Origin of the sequence: Pseudomonas syringae group sp. J248-6 (assembly GCF_032586995.1) — a bacterium.
GTDB lineage: Bacteria > Pseudomonadota > Gammaproteobacteria > Pseudomonadales > Pseudomonadaceae > Aquipseudomonas > Aquipseudomonas amygdali.
Window position 1 is genome coordinate 1 of the sequence record NZ_JAWHOP010000014.1, and the last position, 23,453, is coordinate 23,453.

Consider the following 23,453-nt stretch of genomic DNA (forward strand, 5'->3'; position numbering starts at 1 on the left):
CGCACGATAGTTGAGATTATCGTTCCGCACGCTCCAGCGTGGGAATGCAGTTCTCGACGCTCTGCGTCGTCAAGAGGGCGCGGAGCGTCCAGAACGGCATGCGACGCAGAGCGCCGCACGATAATTGCGATGATCCCACGCTCTGCGTGGTAGCGCTGTTCTGGAAGCTCCGCGTCCGATCCCGAATCACCGATCAACACCCCATACGAGACACAAACGTGAACACACCTGGCACCTATTCTCCTGACACCCCTGTACCCGCTAGCCAGCGGGTGTTCGGTGGGCGGGATCTGTTTTCCCTGTGGTTTTCCCTCGGCATCGGTTTGATGGTGCTGCAAACCGGGGCCTTGCTGGCGCCGGGGCTGGGCATGTCCGGCTCGATGCTGGCGATTTTCCTCGGCACGCTGGTGGGCGTTTTACTGCTCGCCAGTGTCGGCGTGATCGGCAGTGACACCGGTTTGTCTTCAATGGCAGCCCTCAAACTCAGCCTGGGCAGCAAAGGCGCATCGCTGCCCGCAGTGTTGAACCTGCTGCAACTGATCGGTTGGGGTTCGTTCGAGATCATCGTCATGCGCGACGCCGCCAGTCTGTTGAGCGATCGGGCTTTTTCGCAGGGCAGTCTATTGACCAGTCCGCTGCTCTGGACATTGTTTTTCGGAGCGCTGGCCACTCTGCTGGCGGTCAGCGGGCCATTGACCTTCGTGCGCCGATTCTTACGCAAGTGGGGAATCTGGATACTGCTGGCCGCGTGTTCATGGCTGACCTGGAACCTGCTGAGCAAGGCTGATCTGGCAGCGCTGTGGGCGACATCCGGTGACGGTTCGCTGCCGTTTGCTTCGGGGTTCGACATTGCCATCGCCATGCCGCTGTCCTGGCTGCCGCTCATTGCCGACTACTCGCGCTTCGGCCAACGTGCGAAAAGTGTCTTCGGCGGCACGGCTGCAGGCTTTTTCATCGGTAACTTCTGGCTGATGAGTCTGGGCGTTGCCTATACGTTGGCGTTCGCGCCGAGCGGTGAGGTCAATGCCTTGCTGCTGGCGCTGGCCGGCGCAGGTCTGGGTATCCCGCTGCTGCTGATTCTGCTGGATGAGACGGAAAATGCGTTCGCCGATATGCATTCGGCGGCGGTATCGAGTGCTTTGCTGTCACGCATCAAGGTCGAGCACCTGGCATTGATCATCGGCGTGATCTGCACGCTGATCGCCTGTCTGGCACCGCTGGCCCAATACCAGAACTTCCTGCTGCTGATCGGCTCGGTGTTTGCGCCGCTGTTCGGCGTGGTGCTGGTCGACCATTTCATCCTGCGTCGTCGCAGTGGTCAGGTAGCGGAGGGCGGTTTGCGCTGGATGAGTCTGCTGGCGTGGCTGGGCGGGCTCAGCACCTATCACCTGCTGGCTGGCTTTTACCCGAATGTCGGTGCAACACTGCCAGCGCTCGTTGTCGCTGGCGTGTTGCAGTTGTTGATCGGCGGTGCAATCAACCGCGACCGGGGAACAGTTCCGGCTTGAGGATGCCATTGAGCTGAGGGTAAGGAATCTTCAGCTCGATGTGACCCATCGAATACGGCGCAATGGTATCCACCGAGTACTTGAGGATCACTGCGCCGTAGGTCAGCGCGATGTGTGGCGTGCGCTTGAACGGCCAGGTCTTCATGAACTCGCTGTCTTCATTCATCTTGGTCGAGACCAGCCAGCCCTGGTGGGCCAGTTGGGCCTTCTGCCAGAATTCGCTTTCCTTGCCCGGAATGATCATGTCGGCCAGGGTCAGAACTTTCTGCTGCTGACGCGAATAGTTGATGAACGCCCGGCCAGGGTTGCCGTGGGCACCACCGGTATCCAGGTAGCTGGACAGTTCGACAACCACGATACCGTCATGCTGCTCGCGTACCTTGGCTTGCAGATAACTGCTGTTGCGGCCTTGGGCATGGCTCAGGAACTGCTCCTGATAGGCTTTGATAGACGCAGGCGGCGAGGCGCTGCTGTCAGCAACGGTCAGTTGCAGCAAGGTCTTCTGAACGATGGCGTCCAGTCGCGGCTCATCGGGAAAATGCACAGTATCGATGTTCACCAGCGGGCAGTCCGCCGTGGTGCAGCCTGGCTTGATCAGCTCGGAGGCATCGCGCTGGACTTGCAGCGGTGTGCGCATGTTGGGCGTGAAGAGGCTTTGGCAGGCGCCGAGCAACAGGGCCAGGCAAGCCAGTGAAGTGATCCTCAGTAACGACATGTTGATCCTTGGCAGTGTCAGTAAAGGCGGTTGCGTTGTGCGTATGCAGGCTGGTTGGACTGTAAACAACGTCTTCGGTTCGATCATGGCAGATTAGAATTGTTTTAAGTCCCGGCCGTCTACCCTGCATCTTCAAGGGGGCTGCATCTTACCGTCGATGCGCGTTAGGATGACCCGATGTCAAAAACGGCGACAAGCGAGAAACCCATGACCCAGACCACACGATCTGCACCAAGCGCTTTTGAAACCATACAGCGTGAAAACTGCTTCAAGGGCTTCTATAGGCTGGACAAGCTGCATGTGCGCCACGAACTGTTCGCAGGTGGCATGAGCAAGGAAATCAGCCGCGAGCTTTTCGTTCGCCACGATGCGGTTTGTGTACTGCCGTACGATGCCAAGCGTGACGAAGTGGTGCTCATCGAGCAGTTCCGCGTAGGTGCCATGGAAAAGACCAGCAACCCGTGGCTGATCGAACTGGTCGCCGGGCTGATCGACAAGGATGAACAGCCGGAAGAAGTTGCTCATCGCGAGGCAGAGGAGGAAGCTGGACTGGTGTTCCGCTCGCTTTGGCCCATCACCAAATACTTTCCTTCTCCAGGTGGCAGTAATGAGTTTGTTCACTTGTACCTGGGGCAGTGCAGCAGTGAAGGGGCAGGCGGAATTCACGGGCTTGAGTCCGAAGGCGAAGACATCCGGGTCACAGTCTGGTCATTCGATGACGCAATGCAGGCGATGAAAGACGGAACAATCAAAAACGCGTCGACGATTATCGCCCTGCAATGGCTGGCGCTGAATCGTGCGGAGATAAGGGGTTTATGGTCGTGAATCTATTGCGCGAGCGCTACCGTGTCGACCTTGCCGGACTGCAGGCTGCGTGTGAGGCCAACTACGCGCGCCTGATGCGCCTGCTGCCCGACATGCGCAACGAACAGCGCTCACGCCGCGTCGCCGTTACACAGGGTGACCAGATGCTGGGCGTACTGGCCGTCGAAGTATTGCTCGACTGCCCGTACACCACCACCCTGCAAGTCCGCCAGGAACACAGCCTGCCATGGCTGCCGGTGCCGGTGCTCGAGGTTCAGGTATACCACGACGCACGCATGGCCGAAGTCATCGGCGCCGAGCATGCGCGGCGCTTTCGCGGGATTTATCCCTACCCCAACGCCGACATGCATCAACCGGACGAAAAAGCCCAGCTCAATTTGTTTCTGGGCGAGTGGCTGAGTCATTGCCTGGCGTGTGGGCATGAGTTTGAGGCAGTGCGTTAACCCCTCTTCAATTGTTATCGCGCTACTGCTCCTTGGCTTTGCCCTGTGTTTCTCCCGCACCGGATTGACCGACAAGTGACGTCAGCTGACAGCGGGCAGGCTCCAGTCTTGTAGGTGGTTTCTGAAAATCCCCCGGCACCTTGGATTTGAAACCACATGCCTTACATTCGACCTGAATTTATTTGCAGGTATAACGAATGAGTGACTTAGGCACCCCACGATGTCTGTTAGCGTGCTTCTCGGGAATCACCCTCAGCCTTTTCAGCTATCTCGGGTTGATAACCCTGGCAGGCAGCGCTCTGCGTTGGGAACACTTTCTATATACGGCCATTACCGGAGTGGTCATCGGTATTCTGTCTTTGAGGCTCATGCCGTGGATCGTTCATCTGGCTGGACTGGCAGGAATGATTCTTGGCGTTGTCCTGGAGCTTTTGTTGGCGGGATATCTCTGGCCTGGAATGCCTTATGAGCGGGTGCTGAGCTATCTCTTGGGTGCGGGACTGGCGGGCATGGTGTCGGCCGGACTTATTGCTTCAATTGTGCTCAAGCACCGAGCGAATCAGCAAATGTGACCAAATGCTCACCCGCACCCACATTCCCGGTTTACCCGCCCGCTGCCACATCACATAATCGCGCTGAATCCTCTCTGGGAGACGGTCTTGCCAAGCGCAGCCCCTTCATCGTCAGTTTTGCTGGTGCAGATATCCGACAGCCACCTGTTCGCCGAGGCGGATGGGGCGTTGCTGGGCATGAGCACGCGGAACAGTCTGGAAAAAGTCGTTGATCTGGTCCTCGCCGAGCAGCCACATATTGATCTTGTGGTGGCCAGCGGGGATATCTCGCAGGATGGCAGCGTCGAGTCTTACGAAGCGTTTCGCCGGATAAGTACGCAGATCGCCGCGCCCGCGCGCTGGTTTGCCGGTAATCATGATGAATTGCCGCAGATGGAGCATGTGGCACAGGCTGAAGGGCTGCTTGATCCGATCATCAACATCGGCCAGTGGCGGGTGACGCTGCTGGATTCGGCAGTGCCCGGTTCGGTGCCAGGTTTTCTGGCCACTGGGCAATTGCAGTTGCTGGAGCAGTCACTGAGCGAAGCGCCTGACCGGCATCATCTGGTTTGCCTGCATCACCACCCGGTGGCCATCGGCTGTGAATGGATGGCACCCATCGGTCTGCGCAATGCTGACGCGTTGTTTGCGGTGCTGGATCGATTCCCGCAGGTTCGGGCCGTATTGTGGGGGCATGTACATCAGGAGTTCGACCAGATGCGTAACGGCGTGCGCCTGCTGGCGTCGCCTTCGACCTGCATTCAGTTCGCGCCGGGCAGTGCCGATTTCAAGGTGGACACCACGGCGCCGGGTTATCGCTGGTTGCGTCTGCATGACGACGGACGGCTGGAAACCGCTGTTTCCAGAGTGGTCGGCATGGAATTCGAAGTCGATTACGGCGGCACCGGCTACTGAATGAGCGGGCGGACACGTTTCCAGTGAGGTGTTGTAGCGTAAGTCCCTGTAAACTACACGGCTTTGCCTTGCACTCGGGAGCGACAGCGTGACGAGCGACACACCTTCATTGCTATACATTCATGGCTTGAACAGCTCGGCCCTGTCGAGAAAGGCCTGTCAGTTGGCCGCGCTGATGAAGTCGTTGGGTCTGGCTGATCGTCTGCAAGTCCCTGAACTGCATCACCATCCGCGTCAGGCTATGGGGCAGCTTGAAACCGCTATAAAGGAGCTGGGACGGCCATTACTGGTCGGCAGCTCGCTCGGCGGCTACTATGCGACTCATTTGGCGCAGCAGCATGGCCTCAAGGCGGTGCTGATCAACCCGGCAGTCAACCCGCATCAGCTGTTTGACGGGTTTCTCGGCGTGCAGCAGAACCTGTACACCGGCGAGCAGTGGCAGTTGACCGAAGACCATATTCAGGCGCTGGCCGAGCTGGAGGTTCCTGCTCCCCAGGACCCGCAGCAGTTTCAGGTGTGGTTGCAAACCGGTGACGAGACCCTTGATTATCGCCGCGCCGAGAAGTTTTACCGGGCCTGTGCGTTGCGCATTCAGGCGGGTGGCGATCACAGTTTTCAGGGGTTTGCCGAGCAAATGCCCGCGTTGTTGAGCTTTGCCGGGTTTGCCCCCGATCTGCTGCAGAAGATCGACCTGTCGGCGCTGTAGGCGATCAATGCCCGGCCTGCTGAATGCAAGAACATTGAACCCCCGAAATTCCATGAAAGATTGATAACGAGAACCCATGGCCAATCCCAGCGCTAGCTCTTATAACGCAGACGCCATCGAAGTCCTCTCGGGCCTCGATCCGGTTCGCAAACGTCCGGGCATGTACACCGACACCTCGCGGCCCAACCACCTGGCTCAGGAAGTCATCGACAACAGTGTCGACGAAGCTCTGGCTGGTCACGCGCGCTCGGTACAGGTCATCCTTCATGCCGACAACTCGCTTGAGGTGTCCGACGACGGCCGCGGCATGCCGGTGGACATTCACCCGGAAGAAGGTGTGTCCGGCGTCGAGCTGATCCTCACCAAGCTGCATGCGGGTGGCAAGTTCTCCAACAAGAACTACCAGTTCTCCGGCGGCCTGCACGGCGTAGGGATTTCCGTGGTCAACGCGCTTTCCACTCAGGTTCGGGTGCGGGTCAAGCGCGATGGCAACGAATACGAAATGACCTTCGCCGACGGCTATAAGGCCACAGAGCTGGCGGTTATCGGCACTGTCGGCAAGCGCAACACCGGGACCAGCGTCTATTTCGCGCCCGATCCGAAGTATTTCGATACACCGAAGTTCTCGGTCAGCCGCCTCAAGCACGTGCTCAAGGCCAAGGCGGTTCTGTGCCCGGGCCTGCTGGTCAGCTTTGAAGACAAATCCACTAACGAAAAAGTCGAGTGGCATTACGAAGACGGCTTGCGCTCGTATCTGCAGGATTCGGTCAGCGACTTCCTGCGACTGCCGGACGAACCGTTCTGCGGCAGCTTCGCTGGTAACAAGGAAGCGGTCGACTGGGCGTTGCTCTGGCTGCCCGAAGGTGGCGACAGCGTTCAGGAAAGCTACGTCAACCTGATCCCCACGGCGCAGGGCGGCACCCATGTGAACGGCTTGCGCCAGGGCTTGCTGGATGCGATGCGCGAGTTCTGCGAGTTCCGCAACCTGTTGCCGCGGGGCGTCAAGCTGGCACCGGAAGACGTCTGGGAGCGAATCGCCTTCGTCCTGTCGATGAAAATGCAGGAGCCGCAGTTTTCCGGGCAGACCAAAGAGAGGCTGTCTTCCCGCGAAGCGGCGGCGTTCGTTTCCGGCGTGGTCAAGGACGCTTTCAGTCTGTGGCTCAATACCCACTCGGAGCTGGGCCTGCAACTGGCTGACCTGGCGATCAACAACGCCGGTCGTCGCCTCAAGGCCAGCAAGAAGGTCGAACGCAAGCGCATTACCCAAGGCCCCGCACTGCCGGGCAAGCTGGCTGACTGTGCCGGACAGGACCCGGCGCGCTCCGAGCTGTTTCTGGTCGAAGGTGATTCCGCCGGTGGTTCGGCCAAGCAGGCGCGGGACAAGGAATTCCAGGCCATCCTGCCCCTGCGCGGCAAGATTCTGAACACTTGGGAAGTGGACGGCGGCGAAGTGCTCGCCAGCCAGGAAGTGCACAACATCGCGGTTGCCATCGGGGTTGATCCGGGCGCGGCGGATATCAGCCAGTTGCGTTACGGCAAGATCTGCATTCTCGCCGACGCCGACTCGGATGGTCTGCACATCGCCACCTTGCTGTGTGCGTTGTTCGTCCAGCACTTCCGCCCGCTGGTCGACGCCGGGCATGTGTATGTGGCCATGCCGCCGCTGTACCGGATCGACCTTGGCAAGGAAATCTACTACGCGCTGGACGAAAGCGAGCGCGACGGAATTCTCGACCGTCTGGTGGCTGAAAAGAAACGTGGCAAACCACAGGTCACCCGATTCAAGGGCCTGGGTGAAATGAACCCGCCGCAACTGCGCGAAACCACCATGGACCCGAACACGCGGCGTCTGGTGCAGCTCACGCTGGATGATTTCGCTGCTACGTCGGAAATGATGGACATGTTGCTGGCGAAGAAGCGTGCAGGTGATCGCAAGTCCTGGCTTGAATCGAAGGGCAACCTCGCCGAGGTCCTGACTTGATACGAGCCTGGCTCGCCGCCCTGACCCTGGTTGCCGCGCCGGTTTTCGCCGCGCCGCTTGAGGTCCTGAAACTGCAATCCGAGCACCCGGTAGACGACATGGTCGGCGGCAATCTGTCGGGTCTGGCCATGTGCAATGGCCAGCTGTGGACCGTTTCCGACCGTGACGACAATGTGCTGTACAGCCTCGATGTGTCGCAAGACACCTGGAAGGCAGAAGCACACCGCATTGACGCACCTGCGCCGCACAGCTTTCTGCCGCTCAAGTTGCGTTCGCTGGCAGGCCTTTCGGCGTTGGTGCGTGGCGGTGATCTGGATTTTGAAGGCGTGAGTTGTGATGCAGCCGGTAATCGCTATCTGGTCAGCGAGGCCTATGGCACGGTGCTCAAGGTTCCGGTCAGTGGTGCGCCGTTCTGGCTGGATTTGCCGCAAGCGCTGATAGAACAGGCGCGCGGCCAGGGCATGTTGCAACACTTCAACGCGATTTTCGAAGGTATTGCCGTGAACGCCTCGGGCGACCGCATCTGGCTGGCCGCCGAGCGGGAGAAACGCGGGCTGCTGGTGGTGCAGCGTGACAAGGAACAATGGAGCTGCGGGCAAAGCTGCGTGCTGCTGTCCGAAGACGGTAAAGACCTGCTGCCTGCAGAACAGGGGCACAAGACCGTGTCCACGGACTTTTCCGATCTGTCGCTCTACAACGGCAAGCTGTTCACGCTTGAACGTGCGGCCTATCGCATCTGTCGGCGTGGGCTTGAGACCGGCCAGGTCGAACGTTGCTGGTCGTTCGCCAAGGAAGCGATGGTGCCTTCGCGTCGTTATGATCAGCCCTATGGCCTGACCGAAGCGCTGGTGGTGGACGAGAAGGGCGCGTGGATCGGCATCGACAATAACTTCGGTGCGCGCGCCGACGGTGAAAAACGCCCGATTGTCTGGCGGTTCGCTGCGCCTGAAGCGGGTTGGAGCGCCGGTCAGTGAGCCAGCCAGCGAATCAACCGCAACCCGGCAAGCGCGCTGGCAAGATATTGATGATCGTTGCCTGGGCTGCTGGCCTGTTTCTGGCGACGCGCTTTTTCGGCAGTTGGGAAGACAAACAGCAGAACCCTAATACGGTGGTTGCTTCGCAACACGGTGACGGATACATCGAAGTGCAACTGGCGGGTAATCGTCAGGGGCACTTTGTCAGTACCGGCCAGATCAACGGCCGGACGGTAGAGTTCATGATCGACACCGGGGCGACCGACGTGGCCGTACCCGGTGATATGGCTGACAGCCTGGGCCTGAAACGCGGCTTTGCGGTCACGGTCAGCACGGCCAATGGCAACAGTCAGGGTTTTCGGACCACGCTCGACCGCTTGCAACTGGGCGATATAGTCCTGACCAATGTGCGTGCTCTGGTGGCACCCGGTCTGGACGGTGAGCAGGTGCTGCTGGGCATGAGCGCCATGAAACAACTCGAATTCACACAGCGTGGCGGCAACTTGCTGCTGCGCCAGTCAACGAAATAATGAGGCCCGCATGAGCGACTCCCTTGACCTCAGCCTGGATGGTGTAGAACGCCGATCACTGGCTGACTTCACCGAACAGGCCTACCTCAACTACTCCATGTACGTGATCATGGACCGTGCCTTGCCGCATATCGGGGACGGTCTGAAGCCTGTTCAGCGGCGCATCATCTACGCGATGAGCGAACTGGGCCTGGGGGCTGACGCCAAGCACAAGAAATCGGCGCGTACCGTCGGCGACGTACTCGGTAAATTCCACCCGCACGGCGACTCGGCCTGCTACGAAGCGATGGTGCTGATGGCTCAGCCATTCAGCTACCGCTACACGCTGGTGGACGGGCAGGGTAACTGGGGTGCGCCGGATGATCCCAAATCCTTCGCGGCCATGCGTTACACCGAGGCGCGTCTGTCGCGCTATTCCGAAGTCCTGCTCAGTGAACTGGGCCAGGGCACGGCTGACTGGGTGCCGAACTTTGACGGCACACTGGACGAACCGGCCGTGCTGCCGGCGCGTTTGCCGAATATCCTGCTCAATGGCACCACCGGCATTGCCGTCGGTATGGCCACCGACGTGCCGCCGCACAACCTGCGCGAAGTTGCAAGCGCCTGCGTTCATCTGCTGGACGACCCCAAGGCCACGGTTCCGGAACTGTGCGAGCACATTCTGGGGCCGGACTATCCGACCGAAGCGGAAATCATCACGCCGCGTGCCGACCTGCTGAAAATCTACGAGACCGGGCGCGGTTCGGTGCGCATGCGGGCCGTGTACCGCATTGAAGATGGCGACATTGTCGTGACTTCACTGCCGCATCAGGTATCCGGTGCCAAGGTGCTGGAGCAGATCGCCGCGCAGATGCAGGCCAAGAAGCTGCCGATGGTTGCCGACCTGCGTGACGAGTCTGACCACGAAAACCCTTGTCGTATCGTGATCATTCCGCGCTCCAACCGGGTTGAGCTGGACGAGTTGATGCAGCATCTGTTCGCGACCACCGAGCTGGAATCCAGCTATCGGGTGAACATCAACATCATCGGTCTGGACGGCAAGCCGCAGCTCAAGAACCTCAAGACTCTGCTCGGCGAATGGCTGACGTTCCGCATCGGTACTGTGCGGCGTCGTCTGCAATTTCGTCTGGACAAGGTCGAGCATCGTCTGCACCTGTTGGACGGTTTGCTCACGGCTTACCTGAACCTGGATGAAGTGATTCACATCATCCGCACCGCCGAACATCCCAAGGCGGAGCTGATTGCACGTTTTGGCCTGTCGGAAATCCAGGCAGACTACATCCTCGATACCCGTCTGCGTCAGTTGGCGCGTCTGGAAGAGATGAAGCTGCGCAGCGAGCAGGAAGCCCTGCGCAAAGAGCAGGCCAAGCTTCTGGCACTGCTGGGCAGTGAGTCCAAGTTGCGCAAGCTGGTCCGTGCCGAACTGATCGCCGACGCCGAAACCTATGGCGATGATCGCCGCTCGCCGATTGTTGCCCGTGCCGAAGCCAAGGCGCTGTCTGAAAACGAATTGATGCCCACCGAGCCGGTAACTGTCGTGCTTTCGGAAAAAGGCTGGGTGCGTTGCGCCAAAGGCCACGATATCGATGCCACCGGGCTTTCCTACAAAGCAGGGGATGGTTTCAAGACGTCGTCCACCGGCCGCTCGAATCAGTTCGCCGTGTTCATCGACTCGACCGGGCGCAGCTATTCGGTGGCTGCACACACCCTGCCATCTGCACGAGGCCAGGGCGAGCCGTTGACCGGCAAGCTGCAACCGCCACCGGGTGCGACGTTCGAGTGCGTATTGATGCCTGAAGATGACGCGCTGTATGTGATCGCTTCGGATGCCGGTTATGGGTTTGTCGTCAAAGGCGAAGACCTGCAGGCCAAGAACAAGGCGGGCAAGGCGTTGCTGAGCTTGCCGAACGGGGCAAAAGTCATCTTGCCTCGGCCGGTGCCCGACCGTGAGCAGAACTGGCTGGCAGCGGTGACCACTGAAGGCCGTCTGCTGGTGTTCAAGATCAGCGATTTGCCGCAGTTGGGCAAAGGCAAAGGCAACAAGATCATCGGTATTCCGGGTGAGCGGGTAGCCAGCCGAGAAGAATATGTGACCGATCTGGCGGTGATTGCGCAGGGCGCGACGCTGGTTCTCCAGGCGGGCAAGCGAACGCTGTCGCTTAAACCTGAAGACCTTGAACATTACAAGGGTGAACGCGGCCGACGTGGCAATAAATTGCCAAGAGGCTTCCAGCGCGTAGACGCGTTATTGGTGGAAAATAGCTGAAAACATTGATCTGGCACCAGCGTTCTTCGTTTTGCCATGAAGTACGATGCATAATCGCTGGAGTCATGATGCATATTCACGGATGATATGGGGTCTTGGGGTGCATGCGTGGCTCAGTGCCTGCATGGGTCTTGAAAGTACTTATACTGTGGCCTGCCTCGGGGCGGCCACCTGGATGGGATGATGAATTTTCTACGCCTTCCCCTGATCCTGCTGATGACTGGCGTTTTGGGTCTGGCTGGTTGCAGTGTGCGCCAGCCGACCGCGCTTTATCAGCTCGATAGCGGTGAGCCTGGTCAGCCGAAACAGAGTAGTGGTCTGGCAGTATTGCTGGGTCCTGTTTCGGTGGCCGACTATCTGCAACGTGAAACCCTGCTGCAACGCCAGCCCGACGGCACCTTGACCGCATCGCCTGACGGGCGCTGGGCGGGCAATCTGTCTTCCGACATCGACCAGCTGCTTTTGCGCCAGCTGGCCTGGAAGCTGGACAGCCAGCGTGTCGTCATGGCACCTGCGGTTGCCAACTTCACACCGGACGTTCAGGTCGTACTGTCGATCACCCGTCTGGACTCCGGTGCCAAACAGCCTGCTGTTCTGGATGCGCAATGGCGTCTTCTGGACCGTAAAGGCCATGTTCGTGACAGTCGACTGGTCCACCTGGAACAGGTCCATGCCGGCAGCTCCGCCGACCAGGTCAAGGCCCAGGGCATGCTGTTGCAACGCCTGGCCGATCAGGTCAGCACTGCGATCAAGCCGATTTCCTGGCAGCCGATCGAAGAACCGAAAAAGCCCCCGGTTGCCAAGGCCAAAGAGCCTGACAAACCAAGAATTCCAATGGCCTCGCCCATACGCACCGACCTTGAAGTGTTCCGCTTCTAGGATTGGCCCAACAAAAAGCCCGCAGCGATGCGGGCTTTTTGTTGGACGCGAATCCTCGCTTCTCACACCTCGACATTCCTGACGCTTTGCACCGTCAGGATAGGACGCAGAGCGTCCAGAACGGCATGCCCACGCGGAGCATGGGCACGATAGTGATCTTGCGGACGCCTATCGTTCCAAATGCTCCAGTGCGGTCAGGATAGGACGCAGAGCGTCCAGAACGGCATGCCCACGCGGAGCATGGGCACGATGGTGATCTTGCGGACGCCTATCGTTCCAAATGCTCCAGTGCGGTCAGGATCGGACGCAGAGCGTCCAGAACGGCATGCCCACGCGGAGCATGGGCACGATGGTGATCTTGCGGACACCTATCGTTCCAAATGCTCCAGTGCGGTCAGGATAGGACGCGGAGCGTCCAGAACGGCATGCCCACGCGGAGCATGGGCACGATGGTGATCTCGCGAACACCTATCGTTCCGCACGCTCCAGCGTGGGAATGCCTTGGGTGACGCTCTGCGTCACAGATTTGCGCCACGCTGCACAGTTAAGGTCGGACGCCTCTCGCCCTGTGCTTACGCATGTGAACGAGAGGCGGTGTTCAGGCCTTGTTGGATTCGTGCATGCGCGCCAGCTGGCGTTCGAGCATCGAAGGGTAGGGCTCCATCAGGCGTTCCACACAGCAGGCGCCTTCAGGGCTGGCGATAGGGCGGATACGGGCGCGCTGGCGGATCAACGGGTCGTCGTTGATGCGGCGTTCAACCAGCAGCAGATTGCGGCTGTGCTGAGACAGCGCCAATGCATCCTGCGCCGTTTCAGTCAGCAGCAGATCGATCTGGCTCAGACCACTCAGGCCCTCGCCCAGCGTAAGGCCCAGTTGCAGTTGCAACGTGATGCCGCTGTCGGCCACCTCGATCTGCAATGCGTGGCTCAGGGCACGTAATAGCTCGCCGCAGCAGATTGCGTTGGTGAGGTAGTCATCACCGCTTTCGTGGCTGTGAAACAGCATCAGGGTGCTGCCATCGTTCAGGGTATGCAGCTCGCTTTCATACAGCGAGGCGGCCTGATCGAGGCAGTCGCGATAACGTTGCAGCAATTCGGTCAGTCGTGCACGCGGCAGGCGGCGCAATTGGTCCTGCGCGCCTAATTGCACGGCCAGCACAGCACTGTTGTGCGGCTCGATGGGCGCTACCGGCGCAGCCACCGGGCGGGCAACTGGTGCGGTATTCGAATTGTCACGCAGGTCCGCAAACGGATCTTCGTCGTCGTCTTCATCTTCTTCGGCAACAATGCGACGCTGGACTGGCGGTGCCGGCAGGCGCGGCTTCGGTTCGCTGCTGCGTGCCGAGACCGGTGGTGCAGGTCGCTCTTCCGGCTCCAGGTATGGATCGTCACCGTCGTCCTCGTCACCTTCATACTCGGGTTCGGGCAGCGGTTCCGGCTCCGGAACCGGTGGTGCGAACGAGGTGCGCAGTTGCCGGGCCAGATCGCCGATTTCATCCTGGCGGTCGGTAGCCGGTGTGTACGGGTCGATATCGCGCAGCCAGATGCGCATCTGCATCAATGGCGTGGAGATATGGCGGCCGAGGCGCAGGCTCAGGGCCAGTGCCAGGGCCAGCAGAATGCCCGCCAGAATGCCCATGCTCTGCAGGCTGATGGTCATCGGCTGCTGGAACTGTGACATGTCGAGGCTGATGCGCAGATGACCTGCCATCACGTCCTGAAACGTGATCTTGATTTCATAAAGGCCCTGAGCCTCGCCCAGAAGCCCGTTTTTCGGGCGCTGGCCAGCCTCCGCAAGAATGCGGTTATCCACACTGTAGATAGCGGCATGCGCTACCAGCGGGTTCTTGACCAGATTGCCCAGCAGCACGTTGAGACTGAGGATGTCGTTGGACACCAACAGCTCGGTGGCCGAGGTGGCGGTCTGGGTCGTCAGGGCCTGCCCCAGCGCATCAGCCTGTTCATGCATGGCCTGCTTGAATTGCAGACCCATGACACCGGCGTAGATCACCAGCGCCAAAGCGACCAGGATCACGTTATGGCTGGCAATGCGCAAAGCGATCGGTACACGGCGATGACGCAGGGCACGAAAGATGAGCAGGAAGAAATTATCGGTTTTAACGGGCGTGGGCCGGTTCACAGAGCACGGCTCTTTCGGTGAAGTTGTCGCGCAGTATAACGAGCGACCCAGTGGCGGCAAAGCGCTGCCTGTGCCCGGTGGTCACTGAATGTGGTTAGAATGCGGTTTTTTTCCACTATGGGGGTGCGCCTTGCGCGAAATCGTCCTGATTAACATCACAGGTGTCGACCGTCCAGGTCTTACTGCTGCCATCACCGGCGTCCTCGCCCAGGGTGGCGTGAACATTCTCGATATTGGTCAGGCGGTTATCCACGACACCCTGTCGTTTGGCATCCTGGTTGAAATTCCGGATACCGTGCAGGGTTCTTCCGTGCTCAAGGACATCCTGTTCACCGCCTACAAACTCGATCAGCAGGTCCGTTTCACGGCAGTGTCCGAAGCGGATTATCAGCACTGGGTTGAAGGTCAGGGCAAGGCCCGTCATATCGTCACACTGCTGACCCGCAAGGTCACGGCCGAGCAATTGCAGTGCGTCAGCGCCATTACGGCTAAATACGGGCTGAATATCGATCAGATCGATCGTCTGTCCGGGCGCATGCCGCTCGACACGCCGGCCGACAAAGGCAAGGGTTGCATTGAGTTCACCGTGCGCGGCGAGCCAGCCGACCCGAAAGCCATGCAGGCCGAATTCCTCGCGGTTGCCCAGGATCTCAACGTAGATATCGCGTTCCAGCAGGACTCGCTGTTTCGCCGCAACCGGCGTCTGGCTGTGTTCGACATGGACTCGACCCTCATTGAGGCCGAAGTGATCGATGAGCTGGCCAAGGCTGCAGGCGTAGGCGAGCAGGTTTCCGAGATTACCGAGCGGGCGATGCGCGGCGAACTGGATTTCAGCGAAAGCTTCAAGGAGCGTCTGGCTCTGCTCAAGGGCCTGGATGTCAGTGTGCTGGATGAAATCGGCGCTTCTCTGCGCTTGACCGAAGGCGCTGAAACGCTGTTCTCCGAGCTCAAGCGTCTGGGTTACAAGACCGCTATTCTTTCGGGTGGCTTTACCTACTTCGCCAAGCAGCTGCAAGCAAAGCTGGGCATCGATTATGTGTACGCCAACGAGCTGGAAGTGGTCGATGGCAAGGTAACCGGCGTCGCCGTAGAGCCGATCGTCAATGCGCAGCGCAAGGCAGACCTGTTGCGCGAGTTGGCGCATAAGGAAGGCTTGAGTCTGGAGCAGACCATCGCGGTCGGCGACGGTGCCAATGACTTGCCGATGCTGGCGATTGCCGGGCTGGGTGTCGCATTCCGCGCCAAGCCATTGGTCAAGCAATCGGCAAAGCAGGCGATTTCAACGCTGGGGCTGGATGGCGTGCTGTATCTGTTGGGTTTTCGCGACCGCGAAGGAAAGCGCTGAGTCTTGCGCCGTAGTCGTTGCAGTGTCCGCGACAATTGCAGCGATTACAGCGTGCCCCACAGAGAATCGAACTCTTGCCCTGGTTTTGCCTTTTCGACCTCGGCGGCTTTCGGCGCATCGTAGATCTGATACTCGAACTGGTTGTAACTGGCGCTGCTGATGCGCCGGTTGCTCAGTGAGGCACGGCGCTCTTCGCCCCCGACGTTGATCATTACCTTGCTGCCCTCCTGAAAGGGCAGGCGCGGTGCGAGCAAGGTCGCAGGTTTTTCCATAGCGCGTACTTCCGGCAGCATCAGGGTTCGCAGGTACTGGCTATTCTGTTGTTCACGAATCAGTTGCATGCCGCACGGCTGGGCAAAGGGGGCGATCAGTTCGATGCCCATTTGTGTGCCGCCGCTGCGCACTTGCCGGACCCAGCGCACAATGGCAATGCTCCAGCCCTGGCCGGAGTCGTCCTGAATACCTACCAGTTCGCCAGCCTGTAACTGATGAGGCACTTCCTTCTGCCACGCAAGGCAGTAACCGCCCGGGCTGTGGTTGACGATATTCAGGTCGAAGGTCGGAAACGTGTGCTGACCGTTGGAAAGCGAGTCGTTATCGCCATCGTTCTTCGGGTATTCGATTTCTTCATACGGCAGCAGGTGCGATGAGGTCTTGCCGCGCTGTGTATCGAAGGCTGAAGCCCAAGGGTCGTCTTCGTCATCATTGGCGATCTTCAGCGAAAAACTCGCAGCACTGCCTGCGCTGTTGAGTTGCAGGAGTTCGCTGAACGACTTCTGACCGGCTACATAAAAATGCAGTGCGCTCATGCCTATGCACAGCTTCAGGGTGCCCTGGCCTGCCGTGCGCTGAAAGGTCCGCTCGGCCACATCACCCCAGGCGGCCGCCAGATGTTGCAGCAGGTCGGTATTGATACCGGTAGGAATCAGCAGTCTGGACGGGCTGCGCTGGTCGTCCGGCAAGGCCAGGTACTGGTTGATTGCCTCTGCCAGCGACTGGGTGTCGATACCCAGTAGCCTCGGTGATTGTTCATCGCTGAACAGGGTGCGATACAGCGGCGGTTTGTCTGCCGTCGGGTCCAGGGCAAACAGGCTGTTCTCCCCGGCAGGCGATTGCAGCTTGACCAGCGGGCTCCAGGCCTCAAGTGCATCGGCCAGTTTGCCGATGTTCAACTGACGCATCTGGTTGCAGCGCGAACACCCCATCAGCAGCGCGATCACATACGTCTGTTCCACACTCAACGCCTTGGTGTGATGAGCCAGAGGTTCTTCGACCGGCGTGTTGTGCAACTGGTACTGGCGGGCAATCTGGTAGATCTGATGCAGTTCGAGCCACAGACCGTCCTGCACCGGGCAGTAGAGCTGATTGGCGCGAATCAGCGGTCCGTTGAGCCCATGCAGTGCTCGTTGCAGTGCGGTGCTGAAAAGTCCGGCCTGATCCCTGGTGTAGCGGGGTGCTACCTGCTGGATGATCTGCTTGTAACCGGTCGCCAGATGGTTTTGCAGGGCCTGGCAAAGATTGGCGACCTTGCGCGGCCGCTCGTCCAGCACAATGGCCTGGTTGAGAAAGTGGCGCTCAAGGTGCTTGCAGACGAAGTACACCTCGGGGCGCAGCAGTTCAAGCAGTTGCAGGCGGTTTTCGCTGGGGGTGATCAGTTGGTTCAGCTCGGTCAGCCCTTGATAGAGCTGGCGTGCCATTTCTCCCAGGTTTGCTTTGGGCAGCCTGGAGATCCAGCGTTTGAGGTCGCGGGGGTTGGCTTCACAGAATGTCAGGCTCGACTGCGCTGGCGTGGGGGCACGCAGCAGCAGAGGGAGGCTAAAATTACTCATGTGACAGGCGAACTCCAACAACTCATTGGCCCGGACGGTGGCTTTAAATGGGGGCTGACGTCATCGCGGAGCGGCGACATGTCGAGCATACGCCCATGAAAGTGCGAAGTATCCTACAGCACCGATCAGGCAACTTTACCAGTATCGGTATCACTACGCAGTAAATATGGCCTGGAGCCATTACTGTCCGGTCTTAAACTGCATGAGCGCCCCTTTTAATTGGGCGCCCATGTCAGGCACTGTGACTTCAAATCACGATCATGCCTGTGTCGGAGCTGCCAGTGCCTGGCCCATCTGTACCTTGGAGCCAGCGGACAGTTGCTCGGCCCATTTCACCTGATTTGGCCCAAACAGCACAATAGCCGTGGAGCCCAGTTTGAAACGGCCCATCTCGGCGCCTTTTTCCAGGTGAATCGGCGCACGCGCTGCTTCGTCGTAGCTGAACGTCTTCAACTCACGCTTGGGCGGCGTGACCAGCCCGGCCCACACCGTCTCGACCGACGCCACGATCATCGCGCCGACCAGCACCACAGCCATAGGCCCGCGCTCGGTGTCGAACAGGCAGACCACTCGCTCGTTACGGGCGAACAGTTCCGGCACGTTTTCAGCGGTGGTCTGGTTGACCGAAAAGATACGCCCCGGCACGTAGACCATTTCGCGCAATGTGCCGGCCAGTGGCATGTGTACGCGGTGATAGTCCTTCGGCGACAGGTAGACCGTCGCGAACTCGCCGCCCATGAACGGTGCCGACAGCTTGGGATCACCGCCCAGCAGTTCAAGCACGCTGAAGCTGTGCCCCTTGGCCTGGAAGATCCGGCCATGATCAATCGGGCCCAACTGGCTGATGGCGCCGTCGGCCGGCGAAAGAATCGCGCCGGGTGTGGTATCCAGCGGGCGGGCGTCGGCTTTCAGCGCACGGGTGAAGAACGCGTTGAAATGCTCGTAGGACGTCAGGTCTTCGACCAGTGCCTGCGACATGTCGACCTGATAACGGCGGGCGAACCACGCGGTAAAGGCATTCTTGAACCAGCGCACGCGGCATTCGGCAACGCAGCCAGCCAGTCGGGACAGCAGGTGGTGTGGCAACAGGTACTGACTGATGATGAACAAGCGGTCTTTCATTGAGGGTCCTGGAGATGAGTGTCCTGAAAATGAGCGTTTTGAAGAGGAGTGCCCTGAGGATTTGCGGGACGCCTCCCCCGGTTCATCGGAACCGACAGGCTCGATGCTTTCGGCTGGCTGGACAGGCGCGGCGGGTTCGACGGCCTCAACCGTTGCAACGGGCGTGGAGACCGCTTGCGGGCCTTCCACCGGTGTATCCGGATGGTTGCCCCACTCGCCCCACGAACCGGCGTAGGCCTTGACCCTTGGGTAGCCCAGCGCTTTCGCCACCAGATAGGTGAAGCCCGAGCGGTGGTGAGTCTGGCAATGGGTGATCACTTCCTTGTCGGGCGTGATGCCCAGGTCGCGAAGAATCTCCGGCATGTCCTGACGAATACGCAGGTTACGCGCCTTGTCCATGCCCGCAGTCCATTCGAAATTGACCGCGCCGGGTATGTGTCCGCCCTTGGCCGCGACTACTTTTTCGCCCGAATACTCGGTCGGGGCGCGAGCGTCCCAGATTGCCAGGTCGGCGGCGCCCAGACGGCTTTGCAGGTATTCACGTGTGGCGGTAGGTTCGTCGTGCAGCGTCAGCGTGACCGGGCCGCCTGCAACGGGCGCAACGTCTGTGCTCAACGGCAGCGATTGCGCTTCCCAGGCCAGCACGCCGCCATCCAGATAGTGATAACGGTGGTGGCCGATGACATCCAGCAGCCAGATAAAACGCCCGGCCCAGCCGCCGCCTTCGTCATCGTAGACGACATAGACTGCATCGGGATTGTGGCCCAGCTCGCCGAACAGCTGCTGCAGATCGGCAGTGTCGGGCAGCAGACCAGGCGCAGGAGGCTTGCCCAGTTGCGTACGTTTCGGATCGACAAAACGGGCGCCGCGAATGTGCCCGGCTTCGTAGCGAGCGCTGCTGGTCAGATCCACGAGGATCAATTCCGGGGCGTCTAGACGCTCAAGCAGATCGTTGGGTTCGATGACCAGCGACAAGCCATTGAATGCGGACATTTGCAGCCTCCGATGAAAGGAAAGAGGCGAATTGTACGCCAGGCCTCACGCTTTGCGATGACTAAAGATGCCAAGTGCCTTTTCAATACATTGCGCGGTTTTTCCGAATGCCTGGACGGAAATTTCCGACAAGGCCCCACCACCCTGGTCGGCGACCACCAGCAGCATGACTTTACCGTTGTTGCTCAGCGAGCGAATAAGCCAGTGCTGGCCACTGAACAGGGTTTTCAGCGGCGCGGGCAGCAGGGCGGCAAACTGCGCGTTGTTCGCGGGCGTCATGCGCAACTGCGTCGGCTGGGTCAGCAAGCGTTGCAACACGGTGCTTTCCTTGATGAACAGCTGCAAGGAGGCGGTTTCGGGCGGCAGTCCGGCCATCTGATTGACGCGCAGTACGGTCGAGGTCTTGTCCAGCATCAGCAGCATGACCCGCTCCATACCGCACGACATGAACGCGTCGCGCGCCGAGGTGGTCAAGTGCATGGCGTTGATGAACGGGCTGGGGTCCTGCAGCAGCTCGGCACAGTGCTTGCGCCATAGCTGCAGGGCGTCGGCCGAGGGCGGTGGGGCGGGTTCGTTGTCGCGCCGTACGCGGCGCGCATCCCAGGGCCAGAGCAGCGATTCGGCCGGGTGCCAGAGGTCTTTTTCCGCATGAATACGCGCGCTGCTGGCAGCGTTTTGATGCGCTTGCTGCTGCACTTCGCTGATCGACTGTTGCAGGTAAAGGCTGGTCAGCCGTTCCCAGCGCAGGCAATGCGGGCTGTTCCAGGCATGTTGCGCCGCCAGCGCCAGGCCGTTACCCAGCAAAACAGTATTGGCTGGCTGGTTCAGCCAGCGCCGCAGGTTGGGGTCGGCGTCCATCAGTTGTTGCTGTTGCAGCGGGCTGTGTTCTTCGCGGGCGATGCGCAGCACCTTGGCCAGATCGCGTCGCTCGTTGATCAGCAACTTATAACCGCGCGTGACCCAGATCGGCAGACGCCAGAACTCGGCAAGTGCCAGGCACAGCTCCAGCAGATTGACGCCGAACAGCTCTTTTTCCACTGCAAGGCTGGAATGGCCCTTGTGGATAACCCGCAACTCCAGCTCTTCGAGCAGCTTCGGATAGGCCAGCGCCATCGGCCAGAGTGGGGAGAGGAACAGCAGGCTGCCCATATGGATGTCTTGCCAGAGTCGTGCAAGGCGACTGGCAAACAACCCGTTGGCCTGTTGTGTGGCGTGCTGGCTGACCAGAATCAATTGGCGGTAGGCCGCAGGAATTTCCTCGGGCGGCTTGGCCGGCAAGCGGCCCAGAAGGATTTCAGTACGCGCCAGCCCCAGGCGGTTGATCGCAATCTCGAGGCTCTCGGCCTGCTCGGTCAAACCGTGGGTGTGATGGTTGGCCTCGCGCATCACACTCAATACCAGTGCGGGGCTTTCCTGCATCATTTCAGCGATTTCACGTAGCGAGCGGCGACTGTCGTTCAATGCTGCGCGAACGTGCCCATGATTGACCGCAGGGACCGGCAACGCGATGCCGTCAAGCAACTTGACCCAGGCATCCAGCGTTTTCGGAACGAGATGATGTGCTGCGTGTGCTGTCGACATTCGATGGCCTGTGCGGCTGATTATCTGAGCTGGGAAACCGCCAGCGTACGGGACGCTGAGGCCATTTTCCTCCTTTTATGGAGGCGGATAAATGGGTTTTTCAAAAGAACCGGCTATAGTCTGGCCCAGTTAGGCCGATAAGGAGAAGAAGAGATTCAAGAACTTCCGGACTGTCCCTGAACCCGACTCAGTAAAGTATTTTTTCCTATGGCTAAAATTATCGGCATCATTGTCGTTATCGCGAGTGTCCTCGGCGGATATGTGCTGTCCCATGGCAAGATCATGGCGCTGTTCCAGCCCTACGAGGTCTTGATCATCGGCGGTGCTGCACTGGGCGCGTTCCTCCAGGCCAACCCTGGCTACATGACCATGCACGTGTTCAAGAAGTCGCTGAAGATGTTCGGTTCGCGCTTCACACACGCCTATTACCTCGAGGTATTGGGGCTGGTATACGAAATCCTCAACAAGAGCCGCCGTGAAGGCATGATGGCGATTGAAGGGGATATCGAAGACGCCGCCTCCAGCCCGATCTTCGCCAAATACCCTGGCGTGCTGAAAGATGAGCGCATGACCGCGTACATCTGCGATTACCTGCGCATCATGTCGTCCGGCAACATGGCTCCTCACGAGCTGGAAGGCCTGTTCGACATGGAGCTGCTGAGCATGAAAGAAGAGCTCGAGCATCCATCCCATGCCATTACCGGTATCGCCGACGGTATGCCCGGCTTCGGTATCGTGGCGGCGGTACTCGGTATCGTGGTGACCATGGCGTCGCTGGGGTCGGGCGACAAGGCTGCAATCGGCATGCACGTAGGTGCGGCGCTGGTAGGTACCTTCTTCGGTATTCTTGCGGCATACGGTTTCTTCGGTCCTTTGGCCACCTGCCTTGCCCATGATGCCAAGGAAGAAATGAACGTCTACGAGAGCATCAAGGCGTCGCTGGTGGCTTCGGCCTCCGGCATGCCGCCTTCGCTGGCCGTCGAGTTTGGCCGCAAGGTTCTCTACCCGCTGCATCGCCCCAGCTTCAGCGAGCTGGAACAAGCGGTTCGCGGTCGCTAAGTCATGGAAAATAATCAGCCGATTATCATCAAGCGCGTAAAGCGCTTTGGTGGCGGACATCACGGCGGTGCCTGGAAAATCGCGTTTGCCGACTTCGCGACGGCAATGATGGCGTTCTTCCTGGTGCTGTGGCTGATGTCCTCCGCCACGCCCGAACAGTTGCTCGCGGTGGCCGGTTACTTCAAGGACCCGGTCGGCTTTTCGGACAGCGGTTCGCCGTATGTGATCGACCTGGGCGGCTCGCCCGAGATGTCGCCGAATCAGACGCTGAACCCTGAGGTCAAGACCACGCCGTCACCTGACACCGTGCCCCTTGAGGCCGAGACTTCCGAGACCAAGGCTGAAGAGGTCGAGCAGGAGCGTCTGGAGATGCTCTTGCAAGAGCTGCAGAACAAGGTCGAGGAAAACCCGCAACTGCAGAAATTCAAGGACCAGATTCTATTCGAGATCACCCAGGACGGTTTGCGTATTCAGATCATGGATGCTGACAACCGGCCGATGTTCGACTCGGGCAGTGCACGTCTCAAGCCTTATTTCGAAGACATCCTGCTGGCGATGGCTGACACCATCAAGAGCGTGCCGAACAAGATCAGCATCAGCGGTCATACCGATGCGACACCTTTTGTAGGCAACGGCGGATTCGGTAACTGGGAACTGTCGGCCAACCGCGCCAACGCTGCACGTCGTGCGCTGGTGGCTGGTACGTATCCGGACTCACAGGTGGCCAGGGTGGTGGGTTATGCCTCGTCGGCTCTTTATGATCACGAGAACCCGACCAATCCGGTCAACCGCCGTATCGATATTGTGGTTTTGACCAAAAAGGCTCAGCAGCGTATCGAAGGCGACCAGAACTCCGGTGGTGCGCCGTCGTCCAAGCCAGCGCCCGCCGCTCCTGCTACTCCCGCGGCTCCGGGTGCTTCGGCCGGGGCACCGCCAGACCCGCAGGCATACGCCCAGCCTCACGAGATCCGGCAGAAGCTGAATATCTTTGACGATGGCAAGTTGCGGGTCGAGCCAGCCCAGAACTGAGCTACAACCGATACAGAAACGCCGCGATGATCGCGGCGTTTTTGTGTGCGGTCGTTCAGTCT

General features: G+C 59.6%; 19 protein-coding genes and 1 pseudogene. 14 read left to right on the forward strand and 6 right to left on the reverse strand.

All coding sequences use genetic code 11. The features are described from left to right. Nucleotides 1-218 precede the first annotated feature (218 nt). Nucleotides 219-1,508, forward strand: a complete 1,290-nt coding sequence (cytX, locus tag RYC17_RS17890; RefSeq protein ID WP_316903930.1) for a putative hydroxymethylpyrimidine transporter CytX — start codon at nucleotides 219-221, stop codon at nucleotides 1,506-1,508. On the opposite strand, the gene RYC17_RS17895 is transcribed toward cytX, so the two are convergent. Then, nucleotides 1,477-2,223, reverse strand: coding sequence for an RsiV family protein (locus tag RYC17_RS17895; protein WP_058402412.1), 747 nt, complete (start codon nucleotides 2,221-2,223; stop codon nucleotides 1,477-1,479). The two genes, cytX and RYC17_RS17895, sit on opposite strands and share 32 nt — an antisense overlap. 207 nt (nucleotides 2,224-2,430) lie before the next feature. Here RYC17_RS17895 and RYC17_RS17900 point away from each other — a divergent pair, with 207 nt between their 5' ends. From RYC17_RS17900 to RYC17_RS17945, 10 genes are all read left to right on the forward strand, one after another. Continuing rightward, entirely contained in the window at nucleotides 2,431-3,048 is a 618-nt protein-coding gene (locus RYC17_RS17900; RefSeq protein WP_002551795.1) for an NUDIX domain-containing protein, read from the forward strand. After that, nucleotides 3,039-3,491, forward strand: a complete 453-nt coding sequence (locus RYC17_RS17905) for a DUF1249 domain-containing protein (protein WP_002551796.1) — start codon at nucleotides 3,039-3,041, stop codon at nucleotides 3,489-3,491. The genes RYC17_RS17900 and RYC17_RS17905 overlap by 10 nt, the downstream gene beginning before the upstream one ends. A 197-nt stretch (nucleotides 3,492-3,688) precedes the next feature. Continuing rightward, a complete protein-coding gene (locus RYC17_RS17910; RefSeq protein WP_316903932.1) occupies nucleotides 3,689-4,063 on the forward strand; it encodes a hypothetical protein in 375 nt (124 codons plus the stop codon). 87 nt (nucleotides 4,064-4,150) lie between these two features. Next, entirely contained in the window at nucleotides 4,151-4,957 is an 807-nt protein-coding gene (gene cpdA, locus RYC17_RS17915) for a 3',5'-cyclic-AMP phosphodiesterase (protein ID WP_316887610.1), read from the forward strand. Nucleotides 4,958-5,045: 88 nt separating this feature from the next. Then, complete coding sequence (locus RYC17_RS17920) at nucleotides 5,046-5,663, forward strand: YqiA/YcfP family alpha/beta fold hydrolase (RefSeq protein ID WP_005731105.1); 618 nt, start codon at nucleotides 5,046-5,048, stop codon at nucleotides 5,661-5,663. 76 nt (nucleotides 5,664-5,739) lie between these two features. Next, nucleotides 5,740-7,644, forward strand: coding sequence for a DNA topoisomerase IV subunit B (gene parE, locus RYC17_RS17925; RefSeq protein WP_002551799.1), 1,905 nt, complete (start codon nucleotides 5,740-5,742; stop codon nucleotides 7,642-7,644). Then, complete coding sequence (locus tag RYC17_RS17930; protein ID WP_230017403.1) at nucleotides 7,641-8,618, forward strand: esterase-like activity of phytase family protein; 978 nt, start codon at nucleotides 7,641-7,643, stop codon at nucleotides 8,616-8,618. Before parE ends, RYC17_RS17930 begins: the two co-directional genes overlap by 4 nt. Then, the gene (locus tag RYC17_RS17935; protein WP_011167552.1) at nucleotides 8,615-9,148 is read left to right on the forward strand and encodes a TIGR02281 family clan AA aspartic protease; all 534 of its coding nucleotides are present in this window, start codon (nucleotides 8,615-8,617) and stop codon (nucleotides 9,146-9,148) included. The genes RYC17_RS17930 and RYC17_RS17935 overlap by 4 nt, the downstream gene beginning before the upstream one ends. Before the next feature lie 10 nt (nucleotides 9,149-9,158). Continuing rightward, complete coding sequence (gene parC, locus RYC17_RS17940) at nucleotides 9,159-11,414, forward strand: DNA topoisomerase IV subunit A (RefSeq protein WP_316903943.1); 2,256 nt, start codon at nucleotides 9,159-9,161, stop codon at nucleotides 11,412-11,414. A gap of 183 nt (nucleotides 11,415-11,597) precedes the next feature. Continuing rightward, nucleotides 11,598-12,293, forward strand: a complete 696-nt coding sequence (locus RYC17_RS17945; RefSeq protein WP_029241083.1) for a membrane integrity-associated transporter subunit PqiC — start codon at nucleotides 11,598-11,600, stop codon at nucleotides 12,291-12,293. 598 nt (nucleotides 12,294-12,891) lie between these two features. Here the strand turns inward: RYC17_RS17945 and RYC17_RS17950 are convergent. Continuing rightward, nucleotides 12,892-14,433 carry a histidine kinase gene (locus RYC17_RS17950; protein WP_316903945.1) on the reverse strand — a complete coding sequence of 514 codons (1,542 nt, stop codon included), beginning with the start codon at nucleotides 14,431-14,433 and terminating at the stop codon, nucleotides 12,892-12,894. 130 nt (nucleotides 14,434-14,563) lie between these two features. On the opposite strand from RYC17_RS17950, the gene serB reads away from it, so the two are divergent. Next, a complete protein-coding gene (gene serB, locus RYC17_RS17955; protein WP_004654576.1) occupies nucleotides 14,564-15,778 on the forward strand; it encodes a phosphoserine phosphatase SerB in 1,215 nt (404 codons plus the stop codon). Between the two features lie 44 nt (nucleotides 15,779-15,822). On the opposite strand, the gene RYC17_RS17960 is transcribed toward serB, so the two are convergent. From RYC17_RS17960 to RYC17_RS17975, 4 genes and pseudogenes are all read right to left on the reverse strand, one after another. Continuing rightward, on the reverse strand, nucleotides 15,823-17,607 hold the full coding sequence (locus RYC17_RS17960) for a molecular chaperone (RefSeq protein ID WP_316903947.1): 1,785 nt from the start codon (nucleotides 17,605-17,607) through the stop codon (nucleotides 15,823-15,825). 258 nt (nucleotides 17,608-17,865) lie between these two features. Further along, nucleotides 17,866-18,729 carry an archaetidylserine decarboxylase gene (gene asd / locus RYC17_RS17965; RefSeq protein ID WP_058401248.1) on the reverse strand — a complete coding sequence of 288 codons (864 nt, stop codon included), beginning with the start codon at nucleotides 18,727-18,729 and terminating at the stop codon, nucleotides 17,866-17,868. A 183-nt stretch (nucleotides 18,730-18,912) separates the two neighbouring features. Continuing rightward, nucleotides 18,913-19,722: pseudogene (locus tag RYC17_RS17970) on the reverse strand (rhodanese-like domain-containing protein); the annotation flags it as partial. Between the two features lie 45 nt (nucleotides 19,723-19,767). Then, nucleotides 19,768-21,303 (reverse strand): HDOD domain-containing protein, encoded by a 1,536-nt coding sequence (locus RYC17_RS17975; protein ID WP_058401214.1) that lies wholly within the window; start codon nucleotides 21,301-21,303, stop codon nucleotides 19,768-19,770. 207 nt (nucleotides 21,304-21,510) lie between these two features. On the opposite strand from RYC17_RS17975, the gene motA reads away from it, so the two are divergent. Both motA and motB read left to right on the forward strand, forming a co-directional pair. Beyond that, nucleotides 21,511-22,362, forward strand: coding sequence for a flagellar motor stator protein MotA (motA, locus tag RYC17_RS17980; RefSeq protein WP_002551809.1), 852 nt, complete (start codon nucleotides 21,511-21,513; stop codon nucleotides 22,360-22,362). 3 nt (nucleotides 22,363-22,365) lie between these two features. Beyond that, nucleotides 22,366-23,391 (forward strand): flagellar motor protein MotB, encoded by a 1,026-nt coding sequence (motB, locus tag RYC17_RS17985; RefSeq protein WP_058407868.1) that lies wholly within the window; start codon nucleotides 22,366-22,368, stop codon nucleotides 23,389-23,391. The last annotated feature ends 62 nt before the right edge of the window (nucleotides 23,392-23,453 follow it).